The 15489-nt window shown below is 33.6% G+C and carries 12 protein-coding genes and 1 pseudogene; 3 read left to right on the top strand and 10 right to left on the bottom strand.

Going from position 1 to position 15489, the window contains the following annotated elements:
- Positions 1–125: 125 nt before the first annotated feature.
- The 4 genes and pseudogenes from deoC to CKF59_RS00405 form a co-directional block, all read right to left on the bottom strand.
- A complete protein-coding gene (deoC, locus tag CKF59_RS00420; RefSeq protein ID WP_119534015.1) occupies positions 126–968 on the bottom strand; it encodes a deoxyribose-phosphate aldolase in 843 nt (280 codons plus the stop codon).
- Positions 969–1116: 148 nt separating this feature from the next.
- A complete protein-coding gene (menA, locus tag CKF59_RS00415; RefSeq protein WP_119534014.1) occupies positions 1117–2256 on the bottom strand; it encodes a 1,4-dihydroxy-2-naphthoate octaprenyltransferase in 1140 nt (379 codons plus the stop codon).
- Positions 2257–2611: 355 nt separating this feature from the next.
- A pseudogene (locus CKF59_RS00410) lies at positions 2612–3208 on the bottom strand (DedA family protein); the annotation flags it as partial.
- A gap of 301 nt (positions 3209–3509) precedes the next feature.
- Complete coding sequence (locus CKF59_RS00405) at positions 3510–4136, bottom strand: hypothetical protein (RefSeq protein WP_119534012.1); 627 nt, start codon at positions 4134–4136, stop codon at positions 3510–3512.
- A 173-nt stretch (positions 4137–4309) separates the two neighbouring features.
- On the opposite strand from CKF59_RS00405, the gene nfuA reads away from it, so the two are divergent.
- Together nfuA and CKF59_RS00395 are read left to right on the top strand one after the other, a co-directional pair.
- Entirely contained in the window at positions 4310–4900 is a 591-nt protein-coding gene (gene nfuA / locus CKF59_RS00400; protein WP_119534011.1) for a Fe-S biogenesis protein NfuA, read from the top strand.
- 65 nt (positions 4901–4965) lie between these two features.
- The gene (locus CKF59_RS00395; RefSeq protein ID WP_119534010.1) at positions 4966–7455 is read left to right on the top strand and encodes a Tex family protein; all 2490 of its coding nucleotides are present in this window, start codon (positions 4966–4968) and stop codon (positions 7453–7455) included.
- A 40-nt stretch (positions 7456–7495) separates the two neighbouring features.
- Here CKF59_RS00395 and secF read toward each other — a convergent pair whose 3' ends face one another.
- From secF to prmB, 6 genes are all read right to left on the bottom strand, one after another.
- Positions 7496–8509: a protein translocase subunit SecF gene (gene secF / locus CKF59_RS00390; RefSeq protein WP_119534009.1), complete on the bottom strand. Its 1014-nt coding sequence runs from the start codon at positions 8507–8509 to the stop codon at positions 7496–7498.
- A gap of 14 nt (positions 8510–8523) precedes the next feature.
- Complete coding sequence (gene secD / locus CKF59_RS00385) at positions 8524–10380, bottom strand: protein translocase subunit SecD (RefSeq protein WP_119534008.1); 1857 nt, start codon at positions 10378–10380, stop codon at positions 8524–8526.
- Between the two features lie 76 nt (positions 10381–10456).
- The gene (gene yajC, locus CKF59_RS00380; protein WP_119534007.1) at positions 10457–10849 is read right to left on the bottom strand and encodes a preprotein translocase subunit YajC; all 393 of its coding nucleotides are present in this window, start codon (positions 10847–10849) and stop codon (positions 10457–10459) included.
- A 40-nt stretch (positions 10850–10889) separates the two neighbouring features.
- Complete coding sequence (tgt, locus tag CKF59_RS00375) at positions 10890–12080, bottom strand: tRNA guanosine(34) transglycosylase Tgt (RefSeq protein ID WP_119534006.1); 1191 nt, start codon at positions 12078–12080, stop codon at positions 10890–10892.
- Between the two features lie 134 nt (positions 12081–12214).
- Positions 12215–13849, bottom strand: coding sequence for an S-adenosylmethionine:tRNA ribosyltransferase-isomerase (locus CKF59_RS00370; RefSeq protein WP_119534005.1), 1635 nt, complete (start codon positions 13847–13849; stop codon positions 12215–12217).
- A gap of 57 nt (positions 13850–13906) precedes the next feature.
- A complete protein-coding gene (prmB, locus tag CKF59_RS00365; protein ID WP_119534004.1) occupies positions 13907–14926 on the bottom strand; it encodes a 50S ribosomal protein L3 N(5)-glutamine methyltransferase in 1020 nt (339 codons plus the stop codon).
- 201 nt (positions 14927–15127) lie between these two features.
- Between prmB and CKF59_RS00360 the strand changes: the two genes are divergently transcribed.
- Entirely contained in the window at positions 15128–15472 is a 345-nt protein-coding gene (locus tag CKF59_RS00360) for a histidine triad nucleotide-binding protein (RefSeq protein WP_119534003.1), read from the top strand.
- Positions 15473–15489: the final 17 nt, after the last annotated feature.

The following is a 15489-nucleotide window of genomic DNA, read 5'->3' as shown; positions in this document are numbered from 1 at the left end:
AACAAACAAGTTAGATCTTTTAGCAACTAACTAAACTTATTTGTTTTAAGCAATAAGCTGATCTTATGTGCCAATTATAACCGATTTTCAGAAAAAAATCTGCACAAATTGAGGTTAAACAGCGATTAATAAGATGAAGCTTGTCCTAGTTCTTGCGAACTAATACTTTTTCCATGGGTAAGAATTGAGATAATATCCTTGTAGATTCCCGAAGCTCCAAATCTAAAAGTTTGGGGAGCAATAAAATCTTGCCCAAGAATTTTAGCTCCAAGATTAATATATTCCATAGCTTGAGCTACGGTTTTTATTCCACCAGAAGCTTTAAATCCGGTTTTACTTTGATTTAGTTTAATTAGTTTAAAGATAATTTCTGCATCTGTAAGTTTTGCTCCTTCTCCATGTTTACCAGTAGAAGTCTTAATAAAATCTACGCCATAGTCAAGGCAAATTTGACTAGCAATCGCAATTTGGAGTGGAGTTAAAGATCCTGATTCTAAAATAACTTTAATTTTCGTATTTTGATTATTGCAAAGAGGCTGTAAGTACTTTTGCATGATTTCACGCATTTCTTGATATGCACTATTGTTAGTTACTTGGCTTAGATCTTTGAACTCATATTCTTGATCTTGAGTTAATTCAATGAGTTTGCGCCAAGGAAACACATAATCAATTTCATCTACTTGTTGACTTAAAGCATATGCATATTCAAAGGTAAATCTTGTAAAATCTAGAGCACCATCAGGGAAGTTAATAACTGTTGCAACTTTAACTTGGTTATTTAGTAGATATTTTGCATAAGCTGCAAACTCTTTATAAACACAAACAGCTGCTGTATGTTGGTAAGGATTGATTGCTTTAGAGCAAAGGTCTTGAATACTATTAAAGTTATCTTTATCGTCTAAAGAAGTAAGGTCTGTAAGACTCATTACCAGTAATGCTTGTTCTTGTAGGGTTAACTCTGAGGACATAAATTAAGTTTCCTTAAAATAGTTAAAAAATAATTTTCTATATAATACTCTAATTAGTTAGTTTTTGATTGAAAATATCCATAAATTGTGACTTTTGACAAGTTTGGCAATAAAAAATGCTCTAAGCTGAATCACTTAGAGCATTTTTTTATTGCCAAGCATAGATAGCAATTACCGTAGTAATAATAAAAGTTCCGGTAGTTACTATGTTAATTAGGTTCGCAATATATTTTTGGTTATTTAAAGCTTTAGTACTAGCATCAGTATGAATAACATATAAATGGAATGCTATTAAAGGAGTGCTAATAAAGAATAAATAACAGAACCAAGGAGCGGCAATAACGGTATTAAAATAAGAATAAAAAATTAAAGCTAGTAAGTAAAAAGTTGTTTGGAATAAACGGCTAGCTTTAGTTCCAAAGACTACTGCAAGGTTATCTTTATGATAAGCTCGAGCAACATAACTATCTCGCATATTAAAAAGATTTAATGTTGCTACACATAAAAAACCAAATGCTAAAGCTGGAAATAAAAGGTAGATATCAAAATCATGTACTTGGAGGTAAAAAGAGGCATCAACCATCACTACACCATAGACAAGAAAATATGATAATTCTCCGAGTACGGTGAAGTTATAAGGATTGCTACCAATAGAATAGCGCATGAGCAGATTAAGAATAATGATGATTAATCCTGCAAAAACTAAGGTAGAGCCTAAACTTAAACCAGCAAGAAAAACTAGTCCAATACAAGAAGCCAAGATAGCGACAGCGGTAATCTTTGTCAATTGTAAAACGGTGCGACGAGAGATTATTTTTTCTCCTGGAATAGCTTCAAATTCACAAAGGCGACATTCGTATTTGGTTCCTAGGTTTTCAGAAGAATATTCCTTACATAAATTTGCAAATAATTGTACAAGAATTGCAAGTACTAAACAAAGAGTAAATACTCCCCAGTTTATTTCAGAGCGAGTTAGGAGTGCTAAGGAAGTTCCTAATAAGACTGCTAAAACGGTTTTAACTAAGCTGTAAGGATTAATGAGGTTATAAATCACAAACCAGTTAGGATTGTTTAAGTAAGCTTTTTTAAATTTTAAACGCCAAACTCTTTCATCACGATAGGCTTCGCGTACAGTTGTTGGATTTATATTTTTAAAAAGAATATCTGTTTTTGATGCAGTTGCTAAAGTAGCAATATCATCTATTCCTTCATCGAGTGAAGAAGGAATGTGTTTATGAGTATAATCAGTTGCTTTGTTAGCTTCTGAAAAAGAATGTTTATTTGTCACTTACAAGATCCTCTTATTCATACATTATTGAATAAAGGCTGATGTTAAGGTGGAATACACCTAATTAGTTATTTTTATATTATATAGTCAATAAAGCAAACATCAAATAATTATACTCTTAAAAGTATAAATTTACCAATTTAAAAAGAGCCAAGTGATTTCTTGACTCTTTTTAAATTTAGGTTTGAGAATTATGCTCTTCACTATTAATTTGTTGATGATTTTTTACTTTACTTTGCTTTTTCTTGATTTGCCCTGAGTGGCTTTTCGCATGATCATAGAGTTCATTAGTGCTTTCTCTATGTTCGTTGAGCTTAGTCTCGGTTAATTTTTTCTGACGACGAGAAATTCTTACCTTAATCAGCACGATAATTGCTACAAGAGCAAGAATAGCTGCAATAGAAACTCCAAGTCCAATACGATGCATTAAATGTTTTAAATAATCAAGATTATTACCAAAGAAATAACCTAAACCTACCCATACAGGGACAGAAATAATACAAGCAAATAAATCTATAAGAATAAATTTAGTGTAAGAAACCTTTCTAGTGATCCCTGAGAAAAGATAGATAGCTGCACGTAATCCTGGTAAAAAACGAGCAACAAATAAAAACATGGTTGAGTTATCTTGGAAACGGAGGCGTATAGATTTAATTCTTTTAGCCGTTAAAATTCTACGCAAGAACTTAACTCTTAAGATTTTTACCCCATAAATGTATCCTAAGATATACATGCAGGAATCACCGATAAGTACTCCAGCCATACAGACAAAGAAAATACCATAACCATGTGCATAACCTTGACTAGCTAAAATACCAGCCGTAACTAAAGTTATATCTTCAGGGATAGGTACTCCTAATCCACTAATCAGAAGTACGGTGAATACCATAATATAAGAGAGTATATTTCCGTATTCAGCAAAATGTTCAAAGAGTGAAATTAAGCTATCCATATAATAAAAAACCCCACAATATTTAATACAATTTCTTGTATTATCTAAGTAACTTTTCGTAACTCTTCAGGCTGCAACTTCACAGTTGTATTTAGAATAAGTGACTATAAGCTATAGGACAGCTATATTTAATTTAGTTAGACAACAAACTAGAGTTTGTAATTAAGAAAATATTCACAGGTAATCGAGGTTAATGCTTAGTTAAGTTTTAACCTTATGACTACCAAGGGTATATTATACAATAAAGTTTACTTTTCCGCAGAAAAAATCTCAAAAAATCGATAATAAACTCAAGGAAAAGCTATTTTTTCTCTTGATCATTTTTCTCTTGTTCTTGATTTTGGGATCTTTCTAATTCTTTTTCCGCTTGCTCTTGGAGTTGCTTTACCCGTTTTTCTTGTTCTAAATCTTCTTTTGTTTTCTTTTGGTTTCCTGAAAATTCATCTTCAGCTTGAGAAAGCTGTTTAATCATTTTATAGACATCAGGAAATTTTACAGCAGGAAGCTTATTAAAGCGACTTAAGAGTACGGCTAAGCCATAGTAAGTCATATTTAAGCTAATATTTGGATCTTCCTTTTCACTCCCCACTAAATCTAAAAGAGTATAGTAGAGTATTGACTGTTCTTGTTTAATTGGAAATAAAGAGTACAAACCTATAGAGTAGAGACATAAGGTTGTGAGTAAAATAAAGAAGATGCTGTATAAAATTAAAATGTTTTGACTAATATATCCGTAGCGATAATAAAAAATTAAACAAAGAACAAGGATAACGATAATGCCTATTTTCCACATGGCAATTAGTCGATTGTAGTTAAAGCGAAAGATAAACAATTTTTGATATTTATCTGAGTTATAGGTCTTACTCAAGAAGATCATAAGAAAGCCGTAAAAAATATAGGTAAAAACAGAGTAAGTTCTTCCTTGCATACTTCTCCTTAAATCTTAGATAGTACTAAGTTAATTATATAATTTTAGGGGCTGATTATTCCATATTTTCTGCAAGAAAATGAGGTTTTATGATAAAATACAACATGCTGACTTAAATTATGCTGATAAAGTTGGCACATGTTTTCTTAATTGTATTTATATAGCCAAACATTATGGATAATTCATATATTTTAATTACTAAACCTGCAATAAACCAATTTTCACAACTTCTTCAAGATCAAGAGCCAGGCACGGGAATTCGTGTGTTTGTGGTACATCCGGGATCTTATAATGCTGAGTGTGGTGTTTCTTTTTGTCCACCTGATAACATTGAGGAAGTTGATCATGTGATCGACTATCAAGAGTTTAAAGTTTATGTTGATCCAATTTCTTGGCCTTTCTTAAACGAAGCTGAAATAGACTTTGTTACTGAAGGTCTAGAATCACAATTAACAATTAAAGCTCCTAATGCCAAAATGAAGCGTCCGGAAAGTGATGCTCCACTAATAGACCGTGTAGACTACTATATTGAAGCGGTTATTAATCCTCAATTACGTAATCATGGTGGTCGTATTACTTTAATTGAAATCACCGAGGGTAATTGTATTATCCAGTTTGGAGGTGGGTGTAACGGTTGTTCTATGGTTGATGTTACTTTAAAACAAGGAATTGAAGGGCAGCTACTAGAGCAGTTTCCAGGTGAAATTACTGGAGTAAAAGACGTTACGGAACATCAGACAGGTGATCATTCTTACTATAAATAATATTTTAGATATTATCTATAGATTCATTAATTAAACTTACTAATATTATTTTATCATCATAGTTTATGCTAAGTATTGAAAAGCGTATAGCCCAAGAATTAGAAGTAAATCCTCATCAGATTGAAGCGGCAATTAGATTAATTAATGAGGGTGCAACCATCCCTTTTATTGCTCGTTACCGTAAAGAGGAAACTGACGGATTAAATGACGAACAACTGCGTGAGTTTCAAGTTAGATTTAACTATTTAACCGAATTAGAAGACAGAAAGAAAAGTATTCTTTCTTCAATCAGTGAGCAAGGAAAACTTACTCCTGAACTAGAAAAGCAAATTAATGAGTGTTTAGTTAAAGCGGATTTAGAATACTTATATATCCCTTATCGTCCAAAACGTAAGAGTAAAGCTACTAAAGCTCGTGAAGCGGGATTAGAGCCTTTAGCTCTTGAGTTATGGGAAAGTAAAGATGTTAACTTAGATTTAGACGTAGCTTGTTCTTCTTATTTAAGTGAAGATTATAGTACAACTAAAGCGGTACTAGAGGGAGCTTTATTAATTTTAGTTGATAATTTTGCAGATAATACTGAACTCTTAGCAGAATTAAAAAGTTACTTAAATGCAGTAGCTACCATTGAATCTAAGGTGATTGAAGGTAAAGAGAAAGAGGGAGATAAGTTTAAAGATTACTTTGCTTATAGTGAAACTCTTTGCGATATTAAGAGTCACCGCTTTTTAGCTTTATGGCGTGGACGTGCTGAAGGTATTCTTTCGATTCATCTTAATCCCAATCCGGCTGCTATTCCGGTAAATCCAGTAGATCAAATTATTGAAAAGCATGCTACTAAGGATTTAGGGATTGACCTAGTTCCTAATACTCAATTGAATGTTTGGCGTCGTCAAGCTTTAAGTTGGACTTGGAAAGTAAAATTAAGTTCGATCTTAGAAACAGAGCTTTTAAATGCACGTCATGAATTAGCCGAACCTGATGCTTATAATTCATTTGCAAGCAATTTAAAATCTTTACTGTTAAAATCTCCAGTAAAAGCTCAAAATATTCTTGGTCTTGATCCTGGAATTAGAACGGGAATTAAGTTTGCAACTATTGATGGACAAACCAAACTCTTAGATCATGGGGTATTACACCTGATTGAAAATAAAGCTCGAGCAGCGGAAAAACTAGTTGAGCAAGTTACAAAGCATCAAGTTACTTTAGTAGTAATTGGTAATGGAACAGCTTGCCGTGATACTTTAGATTTTGTAGAGCAAACTTTTAAAGAAAGAGGAATTACCGGAGTAGATACTTTAGTGGTAAATGAAGCTGGAGCTTCAGTTTACTCGGCTTCAGAGTTAGCGGTGGCTGAGTTCCCTGATTTAGATGTAAGTATTCGTGGGGCAGTTTCTATTGCTCGTCGTGCTCTTGATCCTCTAGCTGAGTTGGTAAAAATAGATCCAAAATCTATTGGTGTAGGTCAGTATCAGCATGATTTAAACTCAAAAGAGTTAACTAATCAACTAGAAGCAACTATTGAAGATTGCGTAAACTATGTTGGAGTTAACGTAAATACTGCTTCAGAATATTTATTACGTAAAATTTCAGGATTAAATAAAATTACCGCTGGAAATATCGTAAAATATCGTGATGAGAATGGTTTATTTACTTCTCGTCAAGATCTATTAAAAGTAAACCGTCTTGGTCCTAAAGCTTTTGAGCAATGTGCAGGTTTCTTAAGAGTTGTGGGAGAAAATACTAATGTTCTCGATAACTCAGCAGTTCACCCTGAGGCTTATAGTGTTGTTGAAAAAATGGCACAAGATCTAGGAATTGAGGTTTCAGAATTAGTTGGTAGTAAAGAAAATTTACAAAAATTAGTTCCTGAAAACTATGTAGATAAAAAGTTTGGTTTACCAACAATTGTCGATATTATTAAAGAATTAGAAAAACCAGGAAGAGATCCACGTGGGGTGTATGAACCTATTAAATACAAAGAAGGTATTGATAGTATTAAGCAACTAGAAGTGGGAATGCTTATGAATGGTTTAGTTACTAATGTAACTGATTTTGGTGCTTTTGTGGACATTGGGGTGCATACTGATGGCTTGGTGCATATTTCACGTATGAGTACAAGTTTTATTGCAGATCCTTATAATTTCTTAAAATCAGGAGAGCAAATTCAAGTACAAGTTTATGAAGTAGATGTGCCTCGTAATCGTATTGAACTAACTATGCTGTTTGAAGGGCAGAAAAAAGTAGCTCCAAAAGTTACAGTTTCAAAAGTAAAATCTGAAGAGGAAGCAAAACGTTTAGCTTCAGTTTTACAAGAGCAAAAACAATATGCTCTTCTTGCTGAAAAATCGGGTATTAGTGTTGATAAAAATGTTTTTAGAATTTATGCTCGTGATCTCCGTAATCAAGAGAAAGCTGAGAAAACAAGACAAAAACCACAAAATACTAATCCTAAGTGGAAGCAAAATCGTTCTAAAGTAAAAAATAATAATCCTAAAAAGCAAAGTAGTCTCGACGAGAAATTTAATAATCTCCTGAAAAAATTTGCTAAATAAAAAAAGAGAGTTCAGATCCAAAGTCTGAACTCTTTTTTTATTATCTTTCGTACTCTTCTAAACCATCTTTGTTTACTTGGCGTACTAACATGTCTTCTTTAGTTAAACCTACATCGTATGAAATAGCAACGGCTACGAATACTGATGAGTAGGTACCAATAATAATACCTATAGTTAAACATAGAGAGAAGATATATAGCGAACTACCACCAAAGAATAAGAGGATAACTACTGAAACTAAAGTAGTTAATGAGGTCATGATCGTACGGTTTAAAGTCTCAGTTAATGAGATATCAATACATTCTTGCACTGAGATACGGTGCATTTTACGAATATTTTCACGCATACGGTCATATACCACGATCGTATCATTAATTGAGTAGCCTACAACCGAAAGAATAGCAGCCACAAAGTTTAAGTCAATGTCAATTTGGAACATTGAGAAAATACCAATTACAGCGATAACGTCGTGAATTAGTGAAGCTACTGCTCCTAGAGATAAACGCCATTGGAAGCGGAAAGAAATGTAGATCAACATCATGACAATAGTACATAACATTGACATTACTGAAGCATAAATTAGATCAGCTCCCGCTTTAGGTCCAACAAATTCTGCAGAGGTAATTCTAGCTTGTGGGTCTACTTTTTCTTGAATTAATTTTTCTAAGTCTTGAGTTGTTGTACTAGTTACTAACTTAGCAGGGATACGAATGGTTGTTTCACGTGCTCCTGTAGAAGTAACTTCAATTCCAGGATAAGTTTGACTTAGAATTTCATTAATATCAGGTCCAGTTACCGCCTTAGAGTAACTAACTTCGGCTACCGTCCCCCCTGTATAATCTAGTCCTAGGTTTAAGCCACGGACAAAGAAAGAGATAATACAAGCAATCATTAGTACTGCTGAGAAAATATAGCAATACTTACGTTCTTTTAAGAAGTGAATAATTGGACGTGCTAAGATTACCCCGTTTTCGGTTACGTAAGCTTTCTCACTAAATCTATTGGCATAAGGAGTTTTAACTCCACGAGTATATTTTTCTACATGTTTGTTCATGGGTTAGCAGCCTCCTAAATATGAAGTTTGGTTGCTTTACGCGAACCATAAACAAAGTTAAAGATCATTCTACTTGCAACTATAGCCGTAAACATTGAGATAAGCACCCCGAGAGCTAAGGTAATTGCAAATCCTTTAATTGGACCAGTACCGAAAATAAAGAGGATTAAAGCTGTAAGGATTGAGGTGATATTAGCATCAAAGATTGATGTCCAAGCTCCTTGATATCCTTCTGCTAGAGCAGCTTGTGGTGAGCGTCCAATTCTTAATTCATCTATAATACGTGAATAGATTAGAACGTTGGCGTCAATGGACATACCTATGGTTAATACTATCCCCGCAATACCAGGCATGGTTAGGGTTGTTCCTGGTAAAATAGATAAGGCTGCAATTAAAAGCACCACGTTGAAAATAAGAACAAATCCTGCAATAAAACCAAAGAAGCGGTATACAACTGTCATTAACAGGATAGTTACAACTAAAGCACTAACGCTTGCAATTAAACCTTGTTCAATGTTAGCAGCTCCTAATGATGGTCCAATTACTTTTTCTGAAATAATTTGAATTGGAGCAACAAGGGCACCTGAACGGAGAACAAGAGCAAGGTTATTTGCTTCGGTCATAGAAGATAAGCCGGTAATTACAAAGCTTGCTCCTAATCTTGCTTGAATAGTTGCTACGTTTGCAACTTCATCTACTTTACGTAAAATAGGTTTGCCTTCAGCATCACGTCTCCCTGTATCTTTATACTCCGAGTAAACGGTTGCCATAGGACGACCAATTGCTGTTTTAGTGGCTTCTGAAATTAAACGAGCTCCTTCTGAATCTAAACGGATGCTTACTTGAGGACCACCATTTTCGGCACGACCTGCAGAAGCATCAATAATGTTTTGTCCAGAAATAATTTCGTTTTTATAAAGAGCGTACTTATAACCTTGAGCATTAGTGATCACCATAGTGTCAACAGGAATTAAGTTGGCATCTATTTGTTGTTGAGTCACATTAGTATTTACAAGATTAAAACTTAAAGTAGCTGTAGCACCAATAATTTCTTTAGCACGAGCTACATCATGAATCCCTGGTAATTCTACGATAATATTGGTATCACCTTGACGTTGAATTACTGGCTCAGCTACCCCGATTTCCGTTACACGGTTACGTAAAATTAAGAGAGATTGATCTACGGCATAATTTACCGTTTGATCATATTTTTGATTAGTATAAGTAATAGTTACTTCTAGTCCTGAAGTCTGAGTTTGTACTTCATTTCCCATTCCCGAAGAGCCATGTAAGTAACTATTTAAAGCACGTACTGCTTCAGGAGAACTCGCTACTGCAGTGATTGCTTTTTTCGAGCTATCATAAGTAACTGAGTTTAAAGAGATTCCTTGTTGACGAGCTTGGTCACGAATAAATTTAGCAAGACCATCATAGCTACGATCAAATAGAGTGTTAATATCAACTTCCATGAGGAATCTTACTCCACCACGAAGGTCAAGACCTAATTTCATAGGTTGAGCTCCAATACTTGTTAACCAAGTTGGTGTTGCTGGAGTATAACTTAAAGCTGTAGTATAGTTATCACCAAGTGAACTATCTAATACTTGGGCAGCTTTTTGTTGATCTTCATCACTTTCAAATACTAGATTAACCCTTCCGTCACTAAAGCTAGATTTAGAAATAGTAATTCCAGCTTGTTCAACTTTTTGTTGAATTTGGTTGTAAGCTGCTAATTCAATTTCACGTCCACGGCTTCCTGCAATTTGTAAAGAAGGTTTTTCCGGGAATAAATTAGGTAAAGCGTAAATACAACCTACAATAATTGTAAAGACGATTAAAAGGTTTTTCCATAAGGGATAATGGTTTGGCACTGTTTTTCTACCTTTATCTGGATTATGGTTAAAGTTAGGGGTAATTATACTTAATTACCCCTAACCTACTTAAAAATTATTTGCTTTCTGTTTCTTTTTCTTCTTCAGCTGAATTTTCATTTTTTGCTGCTTTTTTAGCAGGTTTATTGTCATTAACAATAGAAGCAATAGTACCGTTAGGTAGTACTTGTACGATAAAGCCACGTTTAGTTGTAATTAATACTCCTTTAGAGATTTCAACTTGTACTAAATCATCTTCGGTACGTAATTTTGTAATAGTACCTAATAAACCACCGTTTAATAATACTTCACTACCAACTTCTAAAGATTCTAATAGCTTTTTGTATTCTGCTTGACGTTTTTTATTTGGTCTCCATTGGAAGAAGTAAATAAACGCAAACATAATTACGATTAGAACAATTAAGAATACAGGGCTTTGCTGTTGTTCAGCAGCTAAAAATAAGTTCATAATAAACTCCGTTATAAGAAAAATTTATAATAAAAAATGATTATTCAATTCTATCGCCTTTATCAATGTAAGCATAGCGATTATCAGAGAACTCGCCTAAAGCTGGAACTTCTTGCCCAAGATCTGCATAGAATTTTTCGACAAATTTATCGAATTCTCCTGCATCTAAGGCATTACGCATGCGTTGCATTAATCTTTGATAGAAGCGTAGATTATGGAAAGTATTTAAACGTGCACCTAGAATTTCTCCACATTTATCTAGGTGATGTAAGTAAGCTCTTGTGTAGTGTTTACAAGTGTAACAATCACATCCTTCTTCGATAGGGGTAAAGTCTTCTTTATATTTAGCGTTACGAATACGCACATTCCCTGTGAAAGTAAATAAATGACCATTACGAGCATTACGGGTAGGCATTACACAGTCAAACATATCAACGCCACGACGTACACACTCAACAAGATCTTCAGGTTTACCTACTCCCATAAGATAACGAGGCTTATTATCTGGTATTAGTGGAGTAATAAACTCTAGAGTTTTATGCATTTCTTCTTTAGGCTCACCTACAGCGAGACCACCGATAGCATAGCCATCAAAACCTATATCAGCTAAACCTGCGAGGCTGGCTTTACGTAAGTCATTAAATGTTCCTCCTTGGATAATACCAAAGAGAGCATTAGTATTACCTAATTCATCAAAACGATCACGACATCTTTTAGCCCAACGTAGTGAGAGGTTCATGGAATTTAAGGTATAGTCATAAGTTGATGGATAAGGTGCACATTCATCAAAGATCATAACGATATCTGAATTAAGTGCGTGCTGTACATCCATTGAAATTTCTGGACTTAAGAAAACATTTGAACCATCAACTGGGGATCTAAAGTAAACCCCTTCTTCTTTGATTTTACGAATATCACCTAAACTAAAAACTTGGAAGCCACCTGAGTCGGTAAGAATAGGTTTATTCCATTGCATAAAATTGTGTAAACCACCTGCTTTACGCATAATTTCCATTCCTGGTCTTAGCCATAAATGGAAGGTGTTACCTAAAATAATTTCAGCACCAATTTCTTTAACTTCTTCAGGAGTCATAGACTTTACAGTACCATAGGTACCAACTGGCATAAAAGCAGGTGTCTGAATTGTAAATTCATTGCCGTCAGCTCGGTGAATAGTAATTTCACCTCTACGAGCATGACCTTGTTGCTTTAACTTTTTGTAAGATAGCATGAGTAGAAAAATTAAATAATTTTATTTAATTAAAGTTAAATTTTAAAAGATTATAAATATATTCACCGATATATTCACAAACTACAATTATACCATTTTTTATTAGTTAATGACAAAAAATCAAGTTGAATTAACTAAAATAGTAGCTCTAGATCTTGAGGCTGTTTAAGATTCGGAATAAAGCAAGAATCACCATAGCTATAGAATCTATATTTATGAGCAATAGCATGTTCATAAGCACTTAAGCAGTATTTAAAGCCTACAAAACCTGCAACCAGCATAATTAGAGTTGACTTGGGAAGGTGGAAATTGGTAATAATATAATCCACGAGATGTACCTTATGTCCGGGGTGAATAAAAATTTCAGTATTTCCGGTATAAGGTAAGAGAGGGATTTGTGTCCCTAACTCACAGCTAGTATTGATATAGTGATTAGTAAAACTATAGTTTTTGTTATTTTCTTCTGCAGTCAAATGCCTAATTAAAGCAAGAGTTTCTTGATTTGTCGCAGAAAACTTAGAAGTATCTATTTGGGTAAGGTTTTGTAAAAATTGCCATAACTCAGTTATGAGAGTAAGATGATTATCCAGCTCAAGAGTTAATTGACTAAAAGTGTCTAAGTTTAAAGAGTTGATAGTGTGGCAAATTTCACGAGGAGCTATTAATTCTTTTATTTGAGCTTCTTGATTAAGTTCTTTAATTCTTTTTAAAGAAATTTTATCCAGTAGATCACGATAAACTAAATTTTGACGACGAAGTTTGATTTCCTGAGTTGAAGCTAAATCTTGATCTAAACTATTGATATATTGGTTAATACTAAACTGCACCATAGTTTCTAAAGATCTTACTGAAGTAGTACCTACAGCTACAATTTTACGTCCTTGTTGTTTTGCTTGATTTAGTTTTTGTGCTACTTCAGAAGTAATTTCAATCCATTCTGCATGCATTTGATGTTCTTGAATTGAATCTACTTTGATTGGCATAAAAGTTCCCGCTCCAACATGCAGAGTAACTTCTAAAATCTCTACCCCTTTAGCCTTTAATTTATCAATAATATTTTGGGTAAAGTGTAGTCCAGCAGTAGGAGCTGCAACTGCACCAGGAATCTTTGCATAGACAGTTTGATAGCGTTCACTATCAGATTCTTGATCCTCCCTCTCCATATATGGAGGTAAAGGCATATGACCAATAGTTTGTAACGAATTTAAAATATTATCTTTATTTAGTGCTTGTAAACAGAAGAGGCTATGATTTCTTCCAGTACACATAACTAAATAAGTGTTTTTATTTTCAATAAGTTCATGAATTTGAGCTAGAAACTCTTCTACCGCTTGAGTGTTTTTTGCTTCTAGGGCTTGATTTAATCTTTGCGCTAATAAGCTTACTTGTTCGAGTTCTTGAGGTGTAATCTGAGCTTGTCCAGATTTATCTTCTCCAAGAATTAAGATTTGTCCTGGTTTAGGACTACGATTAGCTCTAACATGAGCTAAAAAGTCATGAGATCCTGTAATACGTTCAACAAGGATTTCAACTTTTGCTCCTGAAGGTTTGCGAGCATAACAGCGAGCAGGGATTACACGAGTATTATTACGTACAAGTACTGAGTTATTGGGAATTAAGTTGACAATATCAGTAAAATTGCGATCTATAACTTGATTATTTTCCTCAGTAAAATGTAATAAACGAGAATCTTCACGATTAGGAGTAGGAAAACGAGCAATTAACTCTTCAGGAAGATTAAAATCATAATCTTTAACTTGGTAAAGCATAAAATATTATCCAAAAAAACACAGTTGACGCCAACTGTGTTTAATCTTATATACAAATTAATTTTGTTCTTGTTTTGATTTTGCAAAAGCTTCTAATTCTTGAGCATGCTCTTCTAAATCTTTTTTGGTTAAAGCAAAAACGCCATGACCACCATTTTCAAGGGTTAACCAATTAAATGGAACATTTGGTAAATATTCTTCAAGAGCATATCTACTGTTTCCTACTTCAACAACAAGAACCCCATTATTGTTTAAATGTTTTGCTGATTCATTAAGAATGCGAGCGGTAATATCTAAACCATCATCGCCAGAACCTAAAGAGATACTAGGTTCATGTTTAAACTCTTCAGGCATGTTAGCTAAATCATTAGAATCCACATACGGAGGATTAGAAACGATTAAATCATATTTAATTCCTTCTGGTAAGGAATTGTATAAATCAGATTCAATAAAAGCCATACGATCAGAAAGTAAATGATCGTTAGCTAATTCTAAGTTAATATTAGCAACATCTATAGCATCAGGAGAGATATCTATACCATCTACTTGAGCTTCAGGGAACCTTAAAGCCAAAGCAAGAGCTAAAACTCCTGAACCTGTACAAAGGTCAAGAATGGTATTTGGAGATGACTGCATTACATCTTTAAAGCCATCTTCAATTAGTTCACCAATAGGTGAACGAGGAATAATTACCCTTTCATCTACATAGTACTCACGATTTAAGAAACGGGAAGTATTGATAAGATAAGCTAAAGGGGTACGCTGATGAACTCGAGCATATATTAAATCTAAGATTCGAGTTTTTTCTGATTCTGTAAGACGTGAACTTAAAAGATAATCTTGATCAGTTGCATAAGGTAAAGCTACAACATGAAGAACTAAAGTACGTGCTTCGTCCCATGCGTTATCATAACCATGACCAAAGAAAACATCACTTTTATTTAAGTAAGAGTAGGTCCAACGGATAAAATCATTAATAGTTTCTAAACTACAGATGGCATCAGTACGAAAATCTAAATGCTCAAGATCTCCATGTTCAATTGCAGTTTGATGATCTGTGTAATAAGAATACTTCATAAATTAAAATACAATTATATATTTTTTAACTAAGTTATTTTTTCTAACTCAACAATACATCTAATTATATAAGAAAATCGTTAGAAAATAAAAAAATAATTTTTTTATCTCAAGGAGAGAAATTAACTAGAAGTAAGCTTGATTTAAGCTTAGTAGTGTTATAATCTGAAAAGTAAGTTACTAACTGTTATAAGGAGCTAGATTATGAGTGAATCTATTTTTACTAAAATAATTAATCGTCAAATTCCGGCTAATATTGTTTATGAGGATGACTTAGTTATTGCTTTTAGTGATATTAATCCGCAAGCAAAATATCATTTTTTAATTGTTCCAAAAAAAGAAATTCCTACAGTTAATGATGTTACAGAAGCTGATGAGCCGGCATTAGGACGTCTATTTACGGTTGCTCGCCACTTAGCTCGTGAATATGGAGTTGATAAATCTGGATATAGATTAACCGTAAATACTAACGGTGACGCTGGACAGGAAGTGTTCCATATTCATATGCACCTACTAGGTGGAAATAAATTAGGAAGCATGGTTTAATAATAAAGAGAAAAAGC

Source organism: Psittacicella gerlachiana, from assembly GCF_003585965.1.
Lineage (GTDB): Bacteria > Pseudomonadota > Gammaproteobacteria > Enterobacterales > Psittacicellaceae > Psittacicella > Psittacicella gerlachiana.
Note: the sequence above shows the minus strand (reverse complement) of the source record. Positions and strands in the feature narration are given on the sequence as shown.